This is a genomic window from Terrabacter sp. Ter38 (assembly GCF_024519435.1).
Lineage (GTDB): Bacteria > Actinomycetota > Actinomycetes > Actinomycetales > Dermatophilaceae > Terrabacter.
The window spans coordinates 427,748-449,607 of sequence record NZ_JALJRZ010000003.1; the positions used below are offsets into that span (position 1 = coordinate 427,748).

The window sequence follows — 21,860 nt, forward strand, 5'->3', positions numbered from 1 at the left end:
TCTCGACGTCCGGTTCGCCACGTCCGCTCGGGTTTGCGCCGGTAGGCGCGCACTTGCGTCCTTCGTCACACCTCGCGCAGTGATGAGGAACGTTCAGAACGTGCGGAACGTGTCGCGTGCCAGGAAGAAACCGTGGCGGCTCGCCTCGTCGATGCACGTCACACCGACGGTCTCGCTGAGGCAGGAGACCGTGCCCGACGGCGGCGTGCGTGAGCCGTAACCGAGCTCGGGCTCACCGCCGGTGCCGATCGTGTCCGAGTTGCACACGGGCAGCGCGCCCCGGGCCGAGAGCTCGACGCGGCCGATGTCCTGGGGACCGCTCGCGGGGCAGATCGTGGGCAGTGGCGGGTCGACGCGGCCCTTCGCGACCTCGCACGCGGCTGTGGCCGGGTCGGCGCTGCGGCGGCACACGATGTTGCCGCTCGGGCTGCGGAAACGGTCGCCCACGGAGGCCGCGGGACGGGCGGCGTCGAGGCGCGCCTTCGCCTCGGCGAAGGAGCTGGGTGCGCCGCGCAGCCGGCCGACCGCGAGGGCGGTCGGCACGTCGGTCGAGGTCGGCGTGCTCGTCGGCACCTGGGTCGGCGTCGCCGCCGGCGTGCCGGCCGGCGCCGTGCTCGGAGCGTCGACGGTCACGGTGACCGTGCGTCGCGGCGTCGGGATGTCGGTCGCGCCGCACGAGGCGAGCAGGGACGCCACGGCGAAGGTGGCCAGGACGACGACGGCGGCTCCCGGCATACCTGCTCGGGGTCGGCGCAACGAGGACATGGCGCAGGAGTCTGGCACGGATGGGCGCCCCGGGTCAGGTCGGAGCCCGGGAGGTGACCTACCCTTGGGGCGTGTTCCGGCGCCTGCTCACCCCTCGCTGGGTCGGCATGCTCGCCGCCCTGGCCGTCGTCGTCGCCGCCTGCGTCCTGCTCGGCCTGTGGCAGCTCGGCGTGGCCCGTGACTCCGGTCGCCAGGACGCCGTGGCCGCGGCCTCGACGCTCGAGCGTGCGCCCCTCGAGCAGGTGACCGCGCCGCACAGCGACTTCAAGAGCGACTACTCCAACCGTGCCGTCACCGTCACGGGGTCGTATGCCGCCGGGCGCAGCCTGCTCGTCGTCGACCGTCGGCTCGACGGCCGGGTTGGCTCGTGGGTCGTGACGCCGCTCGAGACCGCGGGTGGCACGGTCCCGGTGTTGCGCGGCTTCGTCGACGGCACGCCGGCGTCCGTGCCGGCGCCGCCGACCGGTGTCGTCACCGTGACGGGCACGCTGGGCCCGGGGGAGTCGCCGCGCGACGGCGCCCCGCTGCCCGCGCCGCAGGTGCGCTCGATCGACCTCGCGTCGCTCGTCAACGAGTGGCCCGGCGACCTCTACAACGTCGTCGTGCTGGCCTCGGCCGAGTCTGCCGGCCCCACGGTGGGCACCCCGCTCGCGGCCGCCGGTCTGACCCGCGTCCCGCCGCCCCCGCTCGATGCCCCGCTCAACCTGCGCAACGCGGCCTACGCGGTCCAGTGGTGGGTCTTCGGGATCTTCGCGATCTGGATGTGGTGGAAGATGTTCCGAGCAGAGCAGCAGGCGGAAGAACCCGTCACTGCACCGAGAGAAGGCGCGACGACGTGAGCACGTACCCCCAGACCCTGGCCAAGCCGCAGCAGATCCGGTCGGCGCTGTCGATCTACCGGGTCCTCGCGACCGTCGCCGGCATCGCCCTCTTCGTGCTCATCCTCGAGATGGTCATGAAGTACGTCTTCAAGCAGACCAACCTCCTCACCGAGTACTGGAGCCCGATCCACGGGATCATCTACTTCGCGTATGCCGTCTCGGTCGCCAACCTCGGCCTCAAGGCCGCGTGGGGCCCGGTGCGCATCGTCAAGAACCTCCTTGCCGGCTTCGTCCCGGTGCTCCCGTGGATCGCCGAGCGGCGCAACACCGTCCAGACCGAGGCGCTGCTGTCGCGGGCCTACGTCGCAGGCGACGCGACGTCGTCGGAGGAGCCCTCACCGGGCCGATAGTCTTGGCGCGTGACTGACGCCGTGCCGAACGAGCCGACCGACCTCCAGAGCCACCCCGTCCTCGTCGTCGACTTCGGCGCCCAGTACGCCCAGCTGATCGCGCGGCGCGTCCGTGAGGCGCAGGTCTACAGCGAGGTCGTGCCCCACTCGATGGCCGTGGCCGACCTGCTCGCCAAGGAGCCGGCCGCGATCATCCTGTCCGGCGGCCCGAGCTCGGTCTACGAGGACGGCGCCCCGCGCCTCGACCCGGCGCTCCTCGAGGCCGGTGTCCCGGTCTTCGGCATGTGCTACGGCTTCCAGTCGATGGCCCAGGCTCTCGGCGGCACCGTGGCTCGCACCGGCGCCCGTGAGTACGGCAAGACCGACGCCGCGATCAGCGACGTCGAGTCGACGCTCTTCACCGGCCAGCCGCCGAGCCAGACCGTCTGGATGTCGCACGGCGACGCCGTCAGCGCCGCACCGGAGGGTTTCGCGGTCACGGCCACGACCGCGGGCACGCCGGTCGCCGCGTTCGAGGACGACGACCGACGCCTCTACGGCGTCCAGTGGCACCCCGAGGTGCTCCACTCCGAGCAGGGCCAGCGCGTCCTGGAGAACTTCCTCTGGAAGGGCGCGGGCATCCCCCCTGACTGGACGCCCGGTCACGTCGTCGACGACCTCGTGACGACGATCCGCGAGCAGGTCGGCGAGGACCGTGTCCTCTGCGCCCTGTCCGGCGGCGTCGACTCCTCCGTCGCGGCAGCGTTGGTCCAGAAGGCCGTCGGCGACCAGCTGACGTGCGTCTTCGTCGACCACGGGCTGCTCCGCGAGGGCGAGGCAGAGCAGGTCGAGCAGGACTTCGTCCAGGCCACCGGAGTGGACCTCGTCGTCGTCGACGCCCGTGAGCGCTTCCTCGAGGCGCTCGCCGGGGTCACCGACCCCGAGACGAAGCGCAAGATCATCGGCGAGCAGTTCATCCGCGTCTTCGAGCAGGCCGCGCGCGACGTCGTCCACGACCGCGGCGACGAGGAGCACCCCGTCAAGTGGCTCGTCCAGGGCACGCTCTACCCCGACGTCGTCGAGTCCGGCGGCGGCGAGGGTGCGGCCAACATCAAGAGCCACCACAACGTCGGCGGGCTGCCCGACGACCTCCAGTTCTCGCTCATCGAGCCGCTGCGCACGCTCTTCAAGGACGAGGTGCGCCAGGTCGGCCTCGAGCTCGGCGTCCCCGAGGTCATCGTGTGGCGTCAGCCGTTCCCCGGCCCCGGCCTCGGCATCCGCATCATCGGCGCGGTCGACGCCGAGCGGCTCGCGATCCTGCGCCGCGCGGACGCCATCGCCCGCGAGGAGCTGACGCGGGCGGGCCTCGACCGCGACATCTGGCAGTGCCCGGTCGTGCTCCTCGCCGACGTGCGTTCGGTCGGCGTCCAGGGTGACGGCCGCACCTACGGACACCCCGTCGTGCTGCGCCCCGTCGCGTCGGAGGATGCGATGACGGCCGACTGGGCCCGGGTGCCCTACGACGTCCTCGCGACGATCTCGACCCGCATCACCAACGAGGTCGAAGAGGTCAACCGCGTCGTCCTCGACGTCACGAGCAAGCCCCCGGGCACCATCGAGTGGGAGTGACCTCCACCGCCTGACCCTCCGCCGCCTGACCCTCGACCGGGCCTGTCGACCGGCCCGTCGACCGGCCCGTCGAGCGGCCCCGTCGAGCGGCCCCGTCGAGCGGTGGCCGCGTAGGCCGTGGGGCCGGGCCACACGGCATACGCCCCCTTCTTCGCGGGTGGCCTCAGCGGCCGGTCGCGGCGATGTAGGTGCCGTCGCTGCTCAGCGGGTTGATCAGGACGGCCGGGGCCAGGCACCGCATGGGCAGGTTCACGTGCGTCTCGATCACGGCATCGCCGGCCATGCTGAAGGGCACCGGAGCGGTCATGCGCCGGTCCTGGCCGTTGCAGACGACGGTGGCCGACAGGGTCGCCAGGGGGTTGATGCCCCGCGTCGGGATGATGAGCCCCTCGACCTCCACCGAGAGGTCCCCGTTGGCGCGCAGACGGGCCGTGCCCTCGGAGATGACCCACGGGGCCCCGCCCCGGACCAGTCCGAACAGCGGCGGGTCGGACAGCTGGCTGCCCTGGAGCGGCGCGCGGAGGATGTCGCTGCGTGGCACGCCGCCGGCGTCGGCCGAGGCGCTCGCGGTCGCGGCGAGGGCGGAGACGCCGATGACGGCTCCGGCGAGGAAGGCTGCGGTACGGGAGATCGCGTGCATGTCGTACTCCTGTGGTGGTGGGTGTGGACCGCTCGGGGCGGGGGCCGTGGTCGACACGCAGGTGGCCCCTCCTCCGAAGACGCCGGCAGCAGCCCGGTGGGTTCACCCCGGGCTCACGGCCCTTTGGGCTCGGACACAGATCTGCTCGTTAGCGTGGTGCCATGACGACGCGCCCGAGCACCCGGCCCGCGGGGGAGCCGGCACCGCCCGGGGGGAGCCCGGTGCCGGGGCCCAGCGAGGGCACCCGGCGCCGACTGTCGGGCCCGGCGGTGGCCCTGGTGCTGGGCGTGGGTCTCGTGCTCCTCACGCTGGACGTCATCCGTGGCGGGGCGGCGATCAGGCTCGACGACCGCGTGCTCGCCCTGACGCCCGGCCAGGGCAACGGTCCGGTGGTCCCTGACCTGCTGGCCCTGGGCATCGTGCAGCTCGCGACCCCGGTGTTCTCCGTCGCCGTGGTGGGGGCTGTCACGGTCGCCGTCTGCCTGCGGAGCGGGCGATGGGCGCCGTTGCTGCTCGCAGGGCCCGCGATCGCGGTGATGTCGGCCGCGGTCCTCCTCGGCAAGGACCTCATCACCCGCTCGTCCCCGGACGTCCCCGGCATGCTGGGCGGCAACGGCTCGTACCCGTCCGGGCACACCGCCACCGCCCTCGTGTGCGCGGGTGTCGCCGCGGAGCTGGTGTCGTGCCTGCGCCCGACGATCCGGACCCTGGCGCGGGCTGCAGCCCTGGTGTGGACCGGGCTCGTCGTCGTGTCCCTCGTCTGGCTGCACTTCCACTGGCTCAGCGACGTCGTGGCTTCGGTGCTGCTGGGCGCACTGGTGCTGTGGTTGCTGCTCCGGTGGCCGCTCCGCCTGGGGGCGGTCGCCGGCCCGCCGTGGCTGGGCGAGAGGCGCCCGAGGTCCCGTTAGGGTTGACGACATGTGTGGAATCGCGGCCTACTGCGGGTTCGAGGCCGACGAGGCCCTGCTCGACCGACTGCTGGCGACGCACCGCGGTGCAGGTGCGGCGGCGACGTCCCGGGACGGTGACGCCGGCGTCGGCGTCCGCGAGGGACGACCTCCCCAGGTGGTCGACCAGGACGAGGCAGCCGCCGCACGGCTCACCGTCTCGCGGGGAGGACGGTTCACCCTCGTCCTCGACGGCGAGCTCTACAACCGCTCCGAGCTGCGCGCCGACCTCGAGAGCCTCGGCCACGACTTCGGTGTGGGCAGCGATGCGGAGGTCGTCCTCGCAGCCTTCACCGAATGGGGCACCGACGGCCTCGACCGGCTCGACGGGGCCTTCGCCCTCGCGGTCTGGGACCGTGACACGCGCCGGATGACTCTGGCGCGAGACCACTTCGGTGTGCGTCCGCTCTACCTCGCCCGCGCCGGCGACGGGTGGATCGTGGCGGGCGAGATCCGCGGCATCCTCGACAGCGGTCTGCACGAGCGCCGGCCCGACGACCGCTCCATCTACCGTTACCTGCGCTTCCGCGTCCACGACGACGGCAGGTCGACCTTCTTCGCGGGCATCGAGCGGGTCGGGGCCGGGGAGGTCGTCACCCTCGGTGCGGACGTGCCAGGTGGTGTGGAGCGTCGTCCCTACACCCGCCTGCGCGAGGAGCTGGCCGCCCTCGGCACGGCGCCGCGGGCCTACTCCCCGTCGGTCGTCGCCGAGTTCCGGACCCTGCTGACGGCTGCCGTGCGACGCCGTGCGACGTCGTCGGGTCGCGTCGGCACCGCGCTGTCCGGCGGTCTCGACTCGGCGTCGATCGCGGCGCTGCTCGACGTCGTCCAGCACGAGTCGGGGCGGCCCGGAGCCGATGCCGCGCAGGACACGTGGTCTGCGATCTACCCCGGTTCGCGCAACGACGAGCGCGAGCACATCGACGCCGTCGTGGCAGCGCTCGACGGGCGGGTGCGCGACCATCGCGTCGAGCCGTCGCCGACGGAGTTCAAGCAGGACCTCCGCGACCTCGTCCGTACCCAGGAGGAGCCGCTCGTCTCGACCGGGGCCTACACGCAGTACCGCGTGCTGCGGGAGGCGGCCGAGCGTGACGCCGTCGTCCTCGACGGCCACGGCGGCGACGAGACGTTGGCCGGCTTCGGTCCGCACCACCTGATCCACCTGCGCGAGCTGCGCCACCGCAGCGCGGTGAGCGCCGCCTCGGAGCTCGGGCGCTCCCTCGACGTGCTCTACCGCCGGGGCCGGCCGCTCATCGGCGACCGGCTGCACGGCCGCAAGGACGTGCCGGTGGCGTCGCTGCTCGACGCGGACTTCGCGCGAGCCCATGCCGCCGAGGGCTACGACGTCGAGACGGCCGACCTGCGGGCCCGTCTCGTCGACGACGTCTTCACCGGTTCGCTGCCGGCCCGTCTGCGCTACACCGACAAGAACGCCCGCCGCTTCGGCGTCGCCGTGCGGATGCCGTTCGTCGACCGCGACCTCGTGCGGTTCGTCTTCGGCCTCGCCGACGACGCCCTCGTCAAGGACGGCGTCGGCAAGCGCGTGCTCCGCGACGCGATGCGGGGACTGCTGCCGGACTCCGTCCTCGACCGCCGCGACAAGGTCGGCGCGACGACGCCGCAGGGCGAGTGGTTCATGCGCCTCAAGAACCACATCTACGGCGAGTTCCTCTCCGAGTCCTTCGCCAACCGGCCCTACTTCGACCAGACGGCGGTGCTGCACGCCTTCGAGGGCTGGATCAAGGGCACGAACTCGATCGACTCGATGACCGTGTGGCGCATGCTCAACCTCGAGCTCTGGCTCCAGGAGTTCTTCGACGAGCGTGAGCCGGAGGACCCGGGCCAGCGTGAGCACGTCAAGACCGACTACGAGCCGAACGCCCGCAAGCGGCTCGACCTCGTCACGGACGACGGCACCGCGGTCCGCCGCTACCCGTTGCGCACCGAGCTCTACGCCCGCGAGGACGACCTCGAGGCCAAGACGCTCGGCTACATCGAGCGCTTCTTCTCCGGCCTGCCCGACGCCGGCCCCGAGCACGCGGCCGCCACGAGCGGTCGGTGGTACTTCTTCATCTCCGAGAAGATCGTCGCCATCACCCAAGGCCGCTCGTACTTCATCTGGGACATCAAGGTCGGCCGCCCGGCCCGGGTGCTCAGCCGCTACGTCACGCGCACCCCGGCCGGCATCGGCCTCGGCTCGCCCTTCACCATGCAGCTCGCCATCGAGGAGGCGGGGCTGCCGCGGGTGCTCTTCGCCTCCGCGGGAGGTGCCGTCGGCAAGGTGCTCGGCAAGCGGGGCCTCTTCTACGACCTCGTCGGCGGCGACATCCGTGCCATCGACGGTCCGACCGAGTACTCCGTCTACCCGGCCAACGTGTCGGCCAAGCTCGGACCCAAGGACCCCGACGACGTGGCCGCACACCTGTCGGCGGCCATCCGCGCGCGGGTGCCCGAGGCCTACCGCGACACCTTCGGCGGCACGGTCGTCATGGACGCCAACGACATCGGGCGCAACGTCCTCGGCAAGGACGCGCCGGGAGCCAAGGAGCGCTACGAGCTGATGTTCGCCGACAACCCGCTGGGACAAGGATCCGAGCAGACGCCGATGGCTGTCGTCTTCGAGACGCCCTCTGCCTGAAGGCGGCCCGCCGTGACGAAGACCGCTGGGGAGCGGTCGGTCACGTCTCCATGATCCGACGCCCCCGGACCCGCGGACCGCGACGGGGCGGGGCAACACCGGGGTGCGCGGACGGCATACGCCGCCGTGGCAGGGCGGGTCAGGCGAGCCCGTCGAAGACGTCGCGGCGGATCGGGTCACCGGGGCGCGCCGAGCGGTCGACGAACCACTCGCGACCGAAGACGAGGTCGTAGAGGGGGCGGGGGATCCGCAGGAAGGCGGCCAGGGTGCGGTCGGCGCCCCCGTCGGCGCTCGCCTGCGAGGCGTGGGCGCGCATCGAGGCGCGCTTGGCCGCGATGTGCCGGCGGACGCTGATCCGGTGGGTGATCTCGCTGCGCGCCGAGAAGGCGCGGTCGAAGCTCGACCGGTCGAACTCCGGCGGGAAGCGGTAGACCTTCGCCGCGAGGTCGATGGCGCGGCAGATCGTGTCGCGCGGGACGGTCGCCTCGAGCACCTTCGGGGTGCCTGCGAGCTCGGCGGCGCGCGTGCCGACGACGTGGACCTGCTTGTGGTCAGGGTGTCCGTAGCCGCCGTTGGGCTCGTAGTGGAGCAGGACGTCGACGCGCTCCTCGCGGAGGATCGCGGCGAGGCGCTGGGCCGCCTCCTCGACGTCGGCGCGGACGAAGCGCGTCGCGCCCGGCGGGTCGGGCGCCACCTCGGGGCCGAGGCCGCTGTCGGCGTAGCCGAGGTGCTCGACGCGGGCGACCCCGAGGGCCTGGGCGCTCGCGCGCAGCTCGTCCATCCGGGTGGCGGCGAGCGTCCCGTCCCCGGTGAAGTCGGTGGAGGCCAGGCCGAGCTCGCCGTCGGTCGCGACGACGACGACGACCCGGTGGCCCTCCGCGGCGGCGCGCGCCATCGTCCCCGAGGTCAGCAGGGCCTCGTCGTCGGGGTGCGCGTGGAAGGCGAGGAGCGTGTGCGGCACAGTCACCCATCTTGGCCCATGGCACAGTGTCTTCCGTGAAGGTGGCGCTCCTGTCCGACTGTTACCTGCCCCGACTGGGCGGGATCGAGGTCCAGACGCACGATCTCGCGCAGCACCTGCAGGCGGCCGGTCACGAGGTCGAGGTGTTCACGGCGACCCGCGGCGCCGGGGGTGAGATGCACGGCGCCGTCACAGTCGTCGACGGCGTGCGCGTGCACCGGCTCGCGGCCCGCATGCCGTGGGAGCTGCCGATCAACCCGTTCGCCCCCGCGGAGCTGCGACGACGGCTCGTGGCCGGGGCCTTCGACGTGGCCCACGTGCAGACCGGTGTCGTCTCGCCCTTCGCGTGGGACTGCACCCGGGTCACCGTGGGCCTGGGACTGCCGACCGCGATGACGTGGCACTGCATGCTCGCCGGGATGGCACCGGTCTTCGACGCGGCCGGCTTCGTGCGCCGCTGGGCCGCACGAGGGGTCGCGATGTCGGCCGTGTCCGACGTGGCCGCCCAGCCACTGCGTCGGCTCGTCGGACCCGACGCGACGGTGGGGGTGCTGCCGAACGGCATCGACGTGGCGCGCTGGGCCGTCGGTCCCGTCATGCGCGAGCCGGGCCCGCTGCGTCTCGTGACCGCGATGCGCCTCGCAGCCCGCAAGCGTCCTGCGGCACTCGTCGAGCTCGTCGCGGAGGCCGAGCGGGTGTCGGGTCCGGGCTCGGTGTCTCTGACGGTACTGGGGGAGGGCCCCGACCGGCGCAAGGTCGAGGCCCTGGTGCGAGACCGTGGGCTCGACTGGGTGTCGCTGCCGGGGCGTGTGTCGCGCGACGAGCTGCGCGAGAGGTATGCCGCCGCGGACGTCTACCTGTCGCCCGCCCGTCTCGAGTCGTTCGGGATCGCAGCCCTCGAGGCGCGCACGGTGGGCTTGCCGGTCATCGGGCGATCCGGTTCCGGGGTGGGCGAGTTCGTCGCCGATGGGGTGAACGGCCTTGTCGTGTCGAGCGACTCGGAGATGTCTGGTGCGATCGCCCGACTGGCCAGGGACGTCAGCGAGGTCGACCGCCTGCGACGGTGGAATGTCGAGCACCCTCCCGAGCAGGGGTGGACCCGTGTCGCGGCGCTCGCCGTGTCGGAGTACGAGCGGGCCGTCGGGCTGGTGCGGCGATGAGGACCAACGTGCCGGGTGGGCTCCGTGTCGTCGGGGTCCGGGGCGACGGCACGCGGGTCGCCGACGCCCGGCTGGGCCACGGCGAGCACCCCGACGTCGTGCTCGGCGCCGCAGGCTGGCTCGTCGAGGCCCCGGTCTTCGCGACGGTGGCGGACGACGGGGCGCTCGAGGTCGGATACCGCGTGCGCGAGCTGGACGGCATACGCCCTCGGGCCGGAGCGGTGCGCCGGGACGCAGGGGTCGGCGACGACGAGGTGGGCGAGCCGTACCAGCGGGTCGCGGCGTACGCCGTCGTGACGAGCGGACGCGGCCTGCTCCTGACGCAGTTCAACGCGCAGACCCACGTCTCGGGGGACTGGGGGCTGCCCGGCGGTGGCCTCGACGACGGAGAGTCGCCGGTCGAGGGTGTCCACCGTGAGGTGTGGGAGGAGACGGGGCAGCGCATCGAGCTCGGCGAGCTGCTCACGGTCCAGTCGCAGCACTGGGTCGGGCGTGCGCCGTCGGGTGTGCTCGAGGACTTCCACGCCGTCCGGATCGTCTATGCCGCAACGTGTCCCGTGCCGACGGACATCGTCATCCACGACGTCGGGGGCACGACGTCCGACGCCCGATGGGTGCCGTACGACCGCATCGGCGACTACCGCCTGACGTCCTCGTGGCGGCAGCTGGCCGCCTTGCACGGGCTGGTCGGTGAGCCGGGGTCCTAGCCGGGGAGGGGCGGGGTCTCGCGACGTACGACGCTCCGTAGGATGTCGGCCATGGACCTCGTCTACAACCTCCTCGTCGCCCTCCACCTGCTCGGCATGGCCGCGGTCGTCGGAGGCTGGATCGCCGTGCGCAGCGGCCGCACGGTCATCGCGCCGATCGTCTGGGGTGCCCGCGCGCAGCTCGTCACCGGCCTCGCGCTCGTCGGCATCGCCTCGGCGATCAAGGACGACGACCACACGGTCAACAACACGAAGATCGCCGTCAAGCTCGTCATCGCCCTCGTCGTGCTCGTCGCCGCCGAGATCGGCGCCGCCCGCGGCCGCAAGGGCCAGGACACCGGCAACCTGCTCGACATCGCGGGCGGCGCAGCGGTCGTCAACGTGCTCGTCGCCGTCCTCTGGTGACCAGGGTTCCGCACCCGGAGGGCTGCTGAGATGCGTTGGAACGCAGGGGTTCTCGCTGGTCTGCTCATCGGCCTCGTCTGGCTGATGGTGGGTGTCGTGCTCGTGGTCGTCGGGCGTCGACGCGCCCGCGAGTCCCGGGCCGAGGGCGCAGGCAACATGGCCGTCATCGGCTTCTTCCTGCTCGCCGTCGGTGGCCTGACCTGGTTCGCCACCCTGCTGCTGGCCGTCGTGCCCGGTTGACCCGACGCGTCACGGCCGACCGACGCCGGCGGACGACCATCGGTCGCGGCTGACGGGCCGTCGCGGCGTGTCGTTCGGCGTGTCGCGGGTTTTCGGTGACCATGGGTCGTCCGTCGGCTGTGGATGAGCGCGGCGACGGCGGCCCCGCCCCGGGCACGCTGCCGCGATGGACATCATCACGGCCATGCACCGACACGGAGGGGTGGCGACCCACGGCCAGCTCAAGGCGGCCGCCGGACGTCCGGCGCTCGACCAGGCGCTCCGCGCAGGCGTGGTCCGGAGGGTGGCGCGCGGGCGCTACATCCTGCCCGACGTGGTCGACGGCGCCCGGGTCGAGGCCCATCGCCTCTCCGCCGTTGCCGGACTGCGCAGTGCCGCAGCCTCCTACGGCTGGTCGCTCAAGACGCCTCCCGACCGTCCGGAGCTCGTCGTGCCGCGGGGGCGCAAGGTGGGCGCCGGCGACCAGTCGACGGCCAGGATCAGGTGGCAGCGGCTCGATCCCTCGGAGGTCGACGTCTGGCGCACCAGCCCGGTGCGCACGGTGACGGACTGTGCGACGACGCTCCCCTTCGACGAGGCGCTGGCCGTCGCCGACTCGGCTCTCAGGTCGCGGCTGGTCACCCAGACGGACCTGCTGAGGGCAGCCGAGGAACTGCCCGGACGCGGCCGCGACGCGGCGCTCGAGGTGGCCTGGTTTGCCAGGGAGCAGCCTGCCAACGCCTTCGAGTCGGTGGTCAGGGCGGTCTCGCTCGACGTCCCCGGTCTGCGGCTCGTGCCTCAGGTGCGACTGCGCGTGGGCGGCCGGCGGATCCGACCGGACCTCGTAGACCGGGAGCTGCGGCTCGTCGTCGAGGGCGACAGCCACGAGTTCCACACCAGTGAGCGCGCCATCGACGCCGACTGCTGGCGCTACGACGAGCTGGTCCTCGACGACTGGCTCGTCATCCGGGTCTCGTGGGTGCAGGCCATGTTCCAGCAGGCGTGGGTCGCGTCCGTGCTGCACCGGGCGGCGACCCGCCAGGACCTCCGGCTCGGCGGAGACCTGCTGCGTCGCCGTGGACCTCTCCGCCGACCGACGACCGTTGGTCGCGACTGACGGCCTGTCGCCGCGTGTCGCGACGGGGTGTCGCGGGCAGCCGGTGACCAACGGTCGTCCCTCGGCACCACCGCTCACGGCCGATGGCGTATGCCGGGTGGCTCAGCCGCGCTCGTGGGCGAGGTCGCCGCCCACCCACGTCTGCAGCACCACGGTGTCACGGATCTCGGCCGGCGCCGACTCCTCGAGCGCCCACAGGTCGCGGTCGACGGCGACGAGGTCGGCGAGCTGGCCCGGCACGAGGCGGCCCACATCGGTGCGCCCGACCGACTCGTGGGCGGCGACCGTGAAGGCGTGCACGGCCTCGGTCAGCGTGACCCGCTCCTCGGGGCGCCAGCCGCCGAGCGGCTGACCGTCGGGCCGTTGCCTGGTGACGGCGGCATGCAGGCCGTAGAACGGGTTCGGGTCCTCGACCGGCGCGTCCGATCCGAACGCGACGCGCACCCCGGCGTCGAGGAAGCTGCGCCACGCGTACGACGCGAGCCGCCGCGGGCCGATGATCTCGTCGGCGAGCTCGAGGTCGGCCGTGCAGTGGCTGGGCTGCATCGAGGCCACGACGTCGAGCGCGCGGAAGCGCGGGATGTCGACGGGCAGCACGTGCTGGGCGTGCTCGATGCGCAGGCTCCGCTCCAGTCCTTCGGCCCGCACGGCCTCGAAGGTGTTGAGGACGAGTCGGTTGGCCTCGTCGCCGATGGCGTGCGTGACGACGTCGAGGCCGGCGCGGGCGGCGGTCAACGTGCGCTCCAGCAGCATCTCGTAGGGCATCGCGGCGATGCCGCAGCCCTCGTGGCCGATGAACGGTTCGGTCATGTGGGCCGTGTGCGATCCGAGGGCGCCGTCGCTGAAGAACTTGACCGGCCCGACGCGGAAGACGTCGTCACCCTGGCCCGAGCGTCGCCCCTCGGCGATCGCGAGCTCGAGGTCGGGGTCACGCGTGCACTTCGTGACCCGCAGCCGCAGGGCGCCGTCCGCGTGCAGCTCGGCGTAGGCGGCGCGGGCGTCCTCGCCGTCGATGTCGGTGATGCTCGTGAGGCCGACGGAGAGGAGCCAGTCCTGGCACCGCTCGAGCCACGGCCGCAGTGGCGTCTCCTCCTGCGGGATGACGGCGAGCAGCTGCTGCGCGGACTCACGGAGGATCCCGGTGGGCTCGCCCGACGCGTCGCGCACGATCTCGCCGCCGGCCGGGTCGGGAGTGTCGCGCGTGATGCCGGCCCGTTGCAGCGCAAGCGAGTTGGCCCAGATCGTGTGACCGTCGACGCTCGACAGCGCGGCCACGCGGTCGCCGGAGACCGAGTCGAGCGCGTGTCGATCGGGCTGCTCGGGGACGGCCCAGCGGTTGTGGTTCCAGCGTCCGCTGTGCAGCGACTCGCCCTCGGGCAGCGTCTCGGCGTGCGCCCGGACGAGCTCGAGCGTCTCCTCGAGCGACCGGGCCTCGCGCAGGTCGACGGACGACAGGTCGCGCGCGAGCCACTCGGTGTGGATGTGGGCGTCGTGGAGCCCGGGCATGACGAGTGCTCCCGGGAGGTCGACGGTGTCGGTGGCCGCACCCGCCGCCTCGACGGCGTCGCCACCGACCGCGACGACACGGCCGTCCTCGACGAGCAGCGCGGTCGTCCAGGGGACACCGGCGTCGCCGGTCCAGATGCGGTCGTGCCGGAAGAGCGTGCGGCTCATGCGGTGGGTACCAGGATGAGCTTGCCCGTCGTGCGCCGACCCTCGAGGGCCTCGTAGGCCGCAGCCGCCTCGGTCATCGGGTAGCGGCCGCCGACGTCGATCTTCAGCGAGCCGTCGGCCACGGCGCCGAGCACCTCACCGGCCCGCCACTCGTACTCGTCGCGCTCGGCGACGTAGTGCGCCAGCGTCGGACGCGTCAGGAAGAGGGACCCTCCGCTGTTGAGGCGCTGGATGTCGAAGGGAGGCACCTGCCCGCTCGCCCCACCGAACAGGACCATCGTCCCGCGCGGGCGCAGCGAGGCGAGCGACGCGTCGAACGTCGACTTCCCGACGCCGTCGTAGGCCACGTCGACGCCGCGTCCGGCAGCCGCGCGGACGGCGGCGGCGAGGTCGTCGACGGTCGAGTAGTTGATGAGGTGCCGGGCGCCGAGCGCCTCGGCGATCTCGAGCTTCTCGTCGGAGCCGGCCGTCGCGACCACGGTGCCGCCCCGGGCCGTCACCATCTGCACGAGGAGCTGCCCGACCCCACCGGCCGCGGCGTGCACGAGGGCGACGGTGCCCGGCCCGACGGCATACGTGCTCGTGACGAGGTAGTGGGCCGTGAGTCCCTGGAGCATGGCGGCGGCCGCGACCTCGAGGTCGACGCCGTCAGGGACGGGGACGAGGAGGTGGGCGGGCTTGTTGACGAGCGTGGACTCGCTCCCGGACGACTGGCACCAGGCCACCCGGTCACCGACGGCCAGGTCGGTCACCCCCGCGCCGAGCGCGGTCACGGTGCCGGCGCCCTCCTCGCCGAGGACGAACGGAGTCGGCACGGGGTAGACGCCCTGGCGCTTGTAGACGTCGATGAAGTTGACGCCCGCGGCGGCCACCTCGACCTGGACCTCACCGTCGGAGGGGTCGGGGATCTCGTGGTCGCGGACCCGCAGGACACTGCGGTCGCCGGGCTCGGAGACGAAGACGCTGGTCGCTCGGTTCATGCTCGCCACCCTACGACTGCGCCGGCCTCCTCCTCGGGCCGGTGGGCCCCGCGGACCCGGCCTCGCCGATGCGCACGAGGAGCGCCAGCTCGTCCTCGAGTGCCGCGAGGAGCGACTCGGGGTCGGGGACGACGGACTCGTCGGCCATGATCCCGATGCGCACGGCGTCGGCGTACGTGACGATGCAGAAGCCGAGCGTGTGCCGCCCCGACCCGGGCACCCAACCGAGCACGCCTGTCACGGCGACGCCCCCGAGGTAGCGGACCTCCCGCGGTCCGGCGACGTTCGTCGTCACGCCGATCGCCTTGTCCGCGAAGAAGTCCACGACCCGGCGCTCCAGCTCCGCCGGGAAGCGGCCGATGACGGAGATGAGGGCGAAGGTGAGCGCTGCCTCGGGCGACGCCTTGAGCCAGTCCATCCGCGCCTTCGACAGCACGAGGCGCCCGAGGGGCGTGGCGTCGCGGCTCGGGAAGCGCAGGAAGACGAGCGCGAAGCGGTTGCCGAGCTCGCGCGGGAGCGGCTCGTCGAGCGGTCGGACGTTGACCGGCACCATCGTCACGAGGTCGACCGGCGCGTGGCCGCGCCCGTCCTGGTAGGTGTGCAGGGCGCCGGCGACAGCGCTCAGCAGCACGTCGTTGAGCGTCGCGCCGACGAGCCGCCCGGCCTGCTTGAGCCCGGGAAGCGGCAGCGGCTCGGTCCACACGAGGCGCTTGCGGTGCCCGGGGACGCCGCCGACGGCACTCCTCGGGTTCGTCGTCAGGAGCAGGTCGGAGACGACCTGTCCGGTACGGAGGGTGAGCCCGGCGGCATCCGCCACGGCGGCGCGGGCGCCCTTGGAGCGCAGGCGCTCCCAGCCCGAACGCGTCGTGGCCCGGGCGAGCCGGAGCCCGGATGCGGCGACGCCTTGGCCGGTGCCGCCGTCGCCGCCGGACGGGGGAGCGAGCGGCAGGGTCGCGAGGTCGGTCGTCGCCGGTGGGCCGACGAGGTCGCCGGGCCGCCCCTCGGCGTCCTCCGTCAGACCGAGCAGCACCCGGGTCAGGGCGATGCCGTCGGCGAGCGCGTGGTGGATGCGGAAGACGAGGGCGGCGCCGGCTCCGTGGCCGTCGACGAGGTGGACCTCCCAGAGCGGGCGCGAACGGTCGAAGGGCCGCGGGAGGTGCTCCTCGACGTACGCCTGCAGCTCGGCGTCCGCCTCGGCGGCGGTCCCCTCGCCGGAGAGCGTCACCCGGGTCACGTGCCGGGCCAGGTCGAAGTCGGGGTCGTCCTCCCAGCGGTGTCCGGACAGTCCCTGGGGTCGACTCGCGCGCTGGCTGAAGACGGGATACGGCTCGATGATCCGCTCCCGGACCACGTCGAGCACGCGGTCCCAGTCGGGTCGCGACTCGAGGAGGACGACCGAGACGATGACCATGAGGTTGGTGGGGCGGTCCATGTTGAGCCAGAGGACGTCGGCCGACCCCATCGGCCGCGGCGGGCGTGCCACCTACGGGCCCGCCAGTCGCGAGAGCGCGTCGCCGTCGAGACGGAAGGTCGTCCAGTCGTCGAGCGAACGGGCGCCGTGGGCGCGGTAGAAGTCGATGGACGGCGTGTTCCAGTCGAGCACCGACCACTCGAGGCGTGTCCAGCCGCGCTCGACGCAGATGGCGGCGAGGCGCGACAGCAGGGCCGTGCCGAGCCCGTGGCCGCGCTGCTCGGGGTCGACGAAGAGGTCCTCGAGCCAGATCCCGGCCCGGCCGGTCCACGTCGAGAAGCTCCGGAACCAGATCGCCATGGCGACGACCGTGCCGTCCCGCAGCCCCACGAGGGCGTATGCCGTGGGGTCGCCCTGCGAGGGGAAGAGTGCCTCGCGGAACTGCTCGGGTGTCGCCGTCGCGGAGTCGGGCTCCTTCTCGTAGGCCGCGAGCCCCTGGACGAGGCGGATGAGGTCGGGGACGTCGTCGGCCGAGGCCTCACGGATCTGGAAGTCGCTCACTCCGCCATCCTCTCCCGACCCGCGTGGCTGTGCGTCGTGGTCCGGCGCTGTGGGTGGTTCGACGTAGGCTGGGTCGATCATGAGCACGCTCTTCGACGACCTCCCCATCCCCGGTTTCGAGCGCGGTCAGGGCGCGGCCTCCGGCGGGTCCGGGCGTCCCGGGCGCGGCGCGGACGTCACCGAGCAGGGCGTCCCCACCTGGGCCGAGGCCGCGGCCCGCGGCGGTGTCGAGACCGCCCCGCAGGGGCGCGCCGACCTCGACCCGACGGTGCTGCTCGAGGGTCTCAACCCCCAGCAGCGCGAGGCCGTCGTCCACGAGGGCACCCCGCTGCTCATCGTGGCCGGTGCGGGCTCGGGCAAGACCCGCGTGCTGACCCACCGCATCGCGTGGCTGCTCGGCGAGCGTGGTGCCCAGCCGGGACAGATCCTCGCCATCACCTTCACCAACAAGGCGGCGGCCGAGATGCGTGAGCGGGTCGCCGCCCTCGTCGGCCCCCGCGCCCGTGCCATGTGGGTCATGACCTTCCACTCCGCCTGCGTGCGCATCCTGCGCCGCGAGGCGGCCAAGGTGGGCATGAAGTCGACGTTCTCGATCTACGACGCCGCCGACAGTCAACGGCTCATGAGCCTCGTCCTGCGAGACCTCGACCTCGATCCGAAGCGCTACCCGCCTCGGGGCTTCTCGGCGCAGGTCAGCAACCTCAAGAACGACCTCATCGACGAGGAGACCTACGCCGGTCAGGTCACCGAGGGCAACCACTACGAGCGCACCGTCTCCGACGCGTACACCCAGTACCAGCGCCGTCTGCGTCAGGCCAACGCTCTCGACTTCGACGACATCATCATGATGACCGTCAACATCCTGCAGGCCTTCCCGGACGTCGCGGAGTACTACCGGCGTCGGTTCAGGCACGTGCTCGTCGACGAGTACCAGGACACCAACCAGGCGCAGTACCAGCTCATCAAGGAGCTCGTCGGCGAGGTCAAGGGGCCCGAGGGCGCGTATGCCGTGCCGCCCGCCGAGCTGTGCGTCGTCGGCGACTCCGACCAGTCGATCTACGCCTTCCGCGGAGCGACGATCCGCAACATCCTCGAGTTCGAGAACGACTACCCCGACGCGCGCACGATCCTGCTCGAGCAGAACTACCGCTCGACCCAGCGCATCCTGCGGGCCGCCAACTCCGTCATCGCCCGCAACGAGGGGCGCCGCGCCAAGAACCTCTGGACCGACTCCGGCGACGGCGCGATGATCACCGGCTACGTCGGTGACAACGAGCACGACGAGGCCGCCTTCGTGGCCAAGGAGATCGACGACCTCGCCGACCGGGGCGTCAAGCCCGGTGACGTGGCCGTCTTCTACCGCACCAACGCCCAGAGCCGCGCCATCGAGGAGGTGCTCGTGCGGGTCGGCCTGCCCTACAAGGTGGTCGGCGGCACGCGCTTCTACGAGCGACGCGAGGTCAAGGACGCCCTGGCCTACCTCCGGGTCGTCTCCAACCCCACCGACACCGTCAACCTGCGCCGCATCCTCAACACGCCCAAGCGTGGCATCGGTGATCGTGCCGAGGCGTGCGTCGCGGCCCTCGCCGAGCGCGAGCGCATCCCGTTCGTCGCCGCGCTCGGTCGGGCCGAGGACGCGCCGGGCATCGCGACGCGCTCGGTCGCGGCGATCCAGGGCTTCACGGCGCTGCTCGAGAAGCTCCGTACCTCCTACGAGGCCGACGACAGCGTCGCCGCGCTGCTCGAGATGACGCTCGAGGAGAGCGGCTACCTCGCCGAGCTGCGCGCGAGCCACGACCCGCAGGACGAGACCCGCGTCGAGAACCTCGCCGAGCTCGTCGCCGTCGCGCAGGAGTACGACGACCGCCGCGCCACCGAGCTCGCGGAGTCGGGTGGCGAGCTGCAACCCGGCGTCGAGCCCGAGGACGTCGGTCCCGCAGGCGCGCTCGAGGAGTTCCTCGAGCAGGTCTCGCTCGTCGCCGACGTCGACGAGATCCCCGACGAGCCCGAGGCCAAGGCGCAGGGCGTCGTCACCCTCATGACGCTCCACACGGCCAAGGGCCTCGAGTTCCCCGTCGTCTTCCTCACCGGCATGGAGGACGGCACGTTCCCGCACATGCGCGCCCTCGGCGACCCCAAGGAGCTCGAGGAGGAGCGCCGTCTGGCCTACGTCGGCATCACGCGCGCGCGTGAGCGGCTCTACCTCTCGCGCGCCGCCGTCCGGTCCGCCTGGGGGGCGCCGCAGTACAACCCGCCGTCGCGCTTCCTCGACGAGATCCCGGGCGACCTGCTCGACTGGCAGCGCCTCGGCCCGTCGTTCAGCGGGGCCCGTGGCTCCGACCGTCCGGCGGTGGCGACGCTGGCGGCCCGGCCGGGCGTCCGCAGCGCCGGCAAGCGTCCGGTCATCGCGCTCCAGTCGGGCGACCGCGTCAGCCACGACTCCTTCGGCCTCGGCACCGTCGTGCGCGTCGAGGGCGACGGCGACAAGTCGATGGCGCACGTCGACTTCGGCGCCGAGACCGGCACGAAACGCCTCCTCCTGCGCTACGCCCCGCTCGTCAAGCTCTGATCCTCGCGACCCCGGGCGCGGCCTGACCTGCCGTCACAGCCGATGGCGTATGCCGTCTGCCCGGGCGCCAGGGTCAGCCGGGTTCCGTTGCGGCACAGTGGCATACGGCATACACCCGCGGGTTGAGGCTGCGGCGGGCCTGCACATGTGACGAGGCCCGTCCCCCGAAGAGGACGGGCCTCGTGACGTGAGAGGCCTCGGTCAGAGGTGGACGCCGTGGTCGGCGAGCCAGGTGCGAGGTACGACGGCCGAACCGTCGCCGGGGTGGATCTCGAGGTGCACGTGAGGCCCGGTCGAGTTGCCGGTGCTGCCGCTGTAGGCGACGCGCTGCCCGGGGGAGACCTCGTCGCCGACGGACACGAGCAGGCGGCTGTTGTGGGCCATCCACGAGACGGTGCCGTCCCAGTAGCGGATCTTCACCATGTTGCCGTAGCCCTCGTTGGACCAGCCGGCGAAGACGACGGTGCCGCTCGAGAGGGCCCGGACCGTGCTCCCCGTGGGGCACGCGAGGTCCTGTGCCGGGTGCATCTTGCCCCAGCGGAAGCCGAAGCCGGAGGTCAGGGTGTAGCCGGCGACCGGGGAGACCCAGCGGTGTGCCATGGCGAGGGCACGCTGGCGAGCCGCCGCCTTGGCCTTGGCGGCGGCGTCGGCCTTCGCCTTCACCGCGGCGGCCTGGACGGCAGCGGCCCGGTCGGCAGCGGCCTGGGCCTCCGTGGCCGTCTGCTGGGCAGAGGCGGTCGCGCTGACGATGAGTGTCTTGGCGTCGCGGGCCATGTCACGCGAGGAGCGGGCGCCGGAGCGGCTCGCGGCAGCGGCTGCGACGACGTCGGGGTCCGCGGTGAGACCGAGACCTGCGACCGAGTTGGAGACGTTCTTCATGGCAGCCGCCTCGGGGCTCAGCTCGCTGGCGCCGGCATCGCGGATGACGAGGCCGCCGGCGACGGTCGAGGAGAGCAGCGCGACGGGGACGACGAACTGTCGACCCCGCGAAGGCTTGGCTGCCGGCCTGTGCCGGCCGGCGTAACTGGTTTTGGGCACGAAAGCGATACCTATCGGTCACAGATTGCGAGACATCAGCCTAACGTGACCATTTCGTGATCCAAAATCACGCCACGTCTCTGGACGTCCCCGCGTCGCGGTGGAGGGTCGCGACTCCGCACGACACTAGGGCATGCCGAGGCCCTGGAGCGGGATGTCCACAGGAGGATCTGCGCGAATTCGCAGCCTCGCGCGACAGTGCGTCGGCCGGTTCAGCGCGAGGGCGCGACGCGACCCGAGGTGCCACCCCGACGGGTCGTCGACGTGCTGGTGCGCCGGCTCCCCAGTGAGCTGACCCCGGGGGTGACGGTCGCCCCCGAGGTGTCGAGGTGGGCGAGGGCCGTGGAGATCCCGTGCACGACGCTGCTCGTGATCGGCAGGCTCATGTGGCCGACGCCGTGCAGGGCGACGTTGTGCACCGTGAGGTCGTCGTGGTGGAGGGCGGCATTGCGCTGGGGCACGACGACCTGGTCGAGGTCGGACCAGTAGACGAGGAACCGGGTCTGGCACTCCTTGACCGGGGCGGCGAGCTCGTCCATGAGGGCACTGCCGGGGCGCAGCTGACGGGTCAGCCCGTTGTTCCACGTGTAGGCGAGGTAGCTGCCCTGGTGCGGGGTGCCGAGCGTGACGAGCGTGTGCACGTGCTGGTCGCCGCCGAGCCGGGTCACGTAGTAGCGGGCGATGAGGCCGCCCATCGAGTGGCCGATGACGTGGATCCGCTCGTAGCCGGTCTCCTCGACGATGCGCTCGACCTCGGCGCCGAGGGCGGCCGCAGCAGCGCGGACGTCGCCGGTGAAGATCGAGTAGTTGATCGTCTCGATGCGCCCGAAGCCGCGGCGCACGAGGCCGCGCCGCAGGACGGTGAAGATCGAGCGGTTGTCGACCATGCCGTGCACGAGCAGGATCGGGGTCTCGGCCGCCTCGACGTTCTGGATCGCGAGTCCCCGCTGGCTCGGTGGCAGGTGACCGAGGCGGTAGCCCTGGCGGCGGTCGCTGGCGCGCGAGCCGAGCAGCCCGAGCGGGTAGAGCCCGAGGTGCAGCCCCATCCACGTCGCCTCGAGGGCCGCGCCCGCGATCCCGGTGGGGGTCAGGAGCGCACCGGCCAGCTCCCCGACGGTCGCCACGAAGCCCCGAGGGCACGCTGCGCCACCCTTCGGGGTGTCGGCCGGTCGCGGCGTCGTCGCCGCCCGTGCTGCCACTGCCACCTGCCGAACGTACCCTGACCGGTG

The 21,860-nt window shown here is 72.6% G+C and carries 20 protein-coding genes; 11 read left to right on the forward strand and 9 right to left on the reverse strand.

What is annotated here, in order from left to right:
• Positions 1–93: 93 nt before the first annotated feature.
• A complete protein-coding gene (locus tag NR112_RS09255) occupies positions 94–765 on the reverse strand; it encodes a hypothetical protein (protein ID WP_256793725.1) in 672 nt (223 codons plus the stop codon).
• A gap of 71 nt (positions 766–836) precedes the next feature.
• On the opposite strand from NR112_RS09255, the gene NR112_RS09260 reads away from it, so the two are divergent.
• Genes NR112_RS09260 through guaA form a run of 3 tightly spaced genes read left to right on the forward strand, consistent with a single transcriptional unit; the run spans position 837 to position 3,604 of the window.
• Entirely contained in the window at positions 837–1,604 is a 768-nt protein-coding gene (locus tag NR112_RS09260) for an SURF1 family protein (protein ID WP_256793726.1), read from the forward strand.
• A complete protein-coding gene (locus NR112_RS09265) occupies positions 1,601–1,996 on the forward strand; it encodes a DUF3817 domain-containing protein (RefSeq protein ID WP_256793727.1) in 396 nt (131 codons plus the stop codon). Before NR112_RS09260 ends, NR112_RS09265 begins: the two co-directional genes overlap by 4 nt.
• 9 nt (positions 1,997–2,005) lie before the next feature.
• The gene (guaA, locus tag NR112_RS09270) at positions 2,006–3,604 is read left to right on the forward strand and encodes a glutamine-hydrolyzing GMP synthase (protein WP_256793729.1); all 1,599 of its coding nucleotides are present in this window, start codon (positions 2,006–2,008) and stop codon (positions 3,602–3,604) included.
• Between the two features lie 163 nt (positions 3,605–3,767).
• Here the strand turns inward: guaA and NR112_RS09275 are convergent, their stop codons facing one another.
• Positions 3,768–4,244 (reverse strand): hypothetical protein, encoded by a 477-nt coding sequence (locus tag NR112_RS09275; RefSeq protein WP_256793730.1) that lies wholly within the window; start codon positions 4,242–4,244, stop codon positions 3,768–3,770.
• Between the two features lie 161 nt (positions 4,245–4,405).
• On the opposite strand from NR112_RS09275, the gene NR112_RS09280 reads away from it, so the two are divergent.
• On the forward strand, positions 4,406–5,152 hold the full coding sequence (locus tag NR112_RS09280) for a phosphatase PAP2 family protein (protein ID WP_256793731.1): 747 nt from the start codon (positions 4,406–4,408) through the stop codon (positions 5,150–5,152).
• Between the two features lie 10 nt (positions 5,153–5,162).
• Entirely contained in the window at positions 5,163–7,829 is a 2,667-nt protein-coding gene (locus NR112_RS09285) for an asparagine synthase-related protein (RefSeq protein ID WP_256793732.1), read from the forward strand.
• A 139-nt stretch (positions 7,830–7,968) separates the two neighbouring features.
• On the opposite strand, the gene NR112_RS09290 is transcribed toward NR112_RS09285, so the two are convergent.
• Positions 7,969–8,790 (reverse strand): PIG-L deacetylase family protein, encoded by an 822-nt coding sequence (locus NR112_RS09290; protein WP_256793735.1) that lies wholly within the window; start codon positions 8,788–8,790, stop codon positions 7,969–7,971.
• Positions 8,791–8,825: 35 nt separating this feature from the next.
• Here NR112_RS09290 and NR112_RS09295 point away from each other — a divergent pair, with 35 nt between their 5' ends.
• From NR112_RS09295 to NR112_RS09315, 5 genes are all read left to right on the forward strand, one after another.
• Positions 8,826–9,950, forward strand: coding sequence for a glycosyltransferase family 4 protein (locus NR112_RS09295; protein ID WP_256793737.1), 1,125 nt, complete (start codon positions 8,826–8,828; stop codon positions 9,948–9,950).
• The gene (locus tag NR112_RS09300; RefSeq protein WP_256793739.1) at positions 9,947–10,657 is read left to right on the forward strand and encodes an NUDIX hydrolase; all 711 of its coding nucleotides are present in this window, start codon (positions 9,947–9,949) and stop codon (positions 10,655–10,657) included. Before NR112_RS09295 ends, NR112_RS09300 begins: the two co-directional genes overlap by 4 nt.
• Before the next feature lie 51 nt (positions 10,658–10,708).
• On the forward strand, positions 10,709–11,062 hold the full coding sequence (locus tag NR112_RS09305) for a hypothetical protein (RefSeq protein WP_256793740.1): 354 nt from the start codon (positions 10,709–10,711) through the stop codon (positions 11,060–11,062).
• Between the two features lie 30 nt (positions 11,063–11,092).
• Positions 11,093–11,302, forward strand: coding sequence for a hypothetical protein (locus NR112_RS09310; protein WP_256793741.1), 210 nt, complete (start codon positions 11,093–11,095; stop codon positions 11,300–11,302).
• Positions 11,303–11,468: 166 nt separating this feature from the next.
• A complete protein-coding gene (locus NR112_RS09315; protein WP_256793742.1) occupies positions 11,469–12,398 on the forward strand; it encodes a hypothetical protein in 930 nt (309 codons plus the stop codon).
• Positions 12,399–12,500: 102 nt separating this feature from the next.
• On the opposite strand, the gene NR112_RS09320 is transcribed toward NR112_RS09315, so the two are convergent.
• The 4 genes from NR112_RS09320 to NR112_RS09335 are packed head-to-tail and all read right to left on the reverse strand — an operon-like array spanning position 12,501 to position 17,024.
• Complete coding sequence (locus NR112_RS09320; RefSeq protein ID WP_256793743.1) at positions 12,501–14,072, reverse strand: amidohydrolase; 1,572 nt, start codon at positions 14,070–14,072, stop codon at positions 12,501–12,503.
• The gene (locus NR112_RS09325; RefSeq protein WP_256793744.1) at positions 14,069–15,052 is read right to left on the reverse strand and encodes a quinone oxidoreductase; all 984 of its coding nucleotides are present in this window, start codon (positions 15,050–15,052) and stop codon (positions 14,069–14,071) included. The genes NR112_RS09320 and NR112_RS09325 overlap by 4 nt, the downstream gene beginning before the upstream one ends.
• 10 nt (positions 15,053–15,062) lie before the next feature.
• Complete coding sequence (locus tag NR112_RS09330; RefSeq protein ID WP_256793746.1) at positions 15,063–16,535, reverse strand: wax ester/triacylglycerol synthase family O-acyltransferase; 1,473 nt, start codon at positions 16,533–16,535, stop codon at positions 15,063–15,065.
• Entirely contained in the window at positions 16,536–17,024 is a 489-nt protein-coding gene (locus tag NR112_RS09335) for a GNAT family N-acetyltransferase (RefSeq protein ID WP_256793747.1), read from the reverse strand.
• Positions 17,025–17,103: 79 nt separating this feature from the next.
• On the opposite strand from NR112_RS09335, the gene pcrA reads away from it, so the two are divergent.
• Entirely contained in the window at positions 17,104–19,593 is a 2,490-nt protein-coding gene (gene pcrA, locus NR112_RS09340) for a DNA helicase PcrA (protein ID WP_256793748.1), read from the forward strand.
• 201 nt (positions 19,594–19,794) lie between these two features.
• Here the strand turns inward: pcrA and NR112_RS09345 are convergent, their stop codons facing one another.
• Both NR112_RS09345 and NR112_RS09350 read right to left on the reverse strand, forming a co-directional pair.
• Positions 19,795–20,631, reverse strand: coding sequence for a M23 family metallopeptidase (locus NR112_RS09345; RefSeq protein ID WP_256793750.1), 837 nt, complete (start codon positions 20,629–20,631; stop codon positions 19,795–19,797).
• A 212-nt stretch (positions 20,632–20,843) separates the two neighbouring features.
• A complete protein-coding gene (locus NR112_RS09350) occupies positions 20,844–21,836 on the reverse strand; it encodes an alpha/beta fold hydrolase (protein ID WP_256793752.1) in 993 nt (330 codons plus the stop codon).
• Between the last annotated feature and the right edge of the window lie 24 nt (positions 21,837–21,860).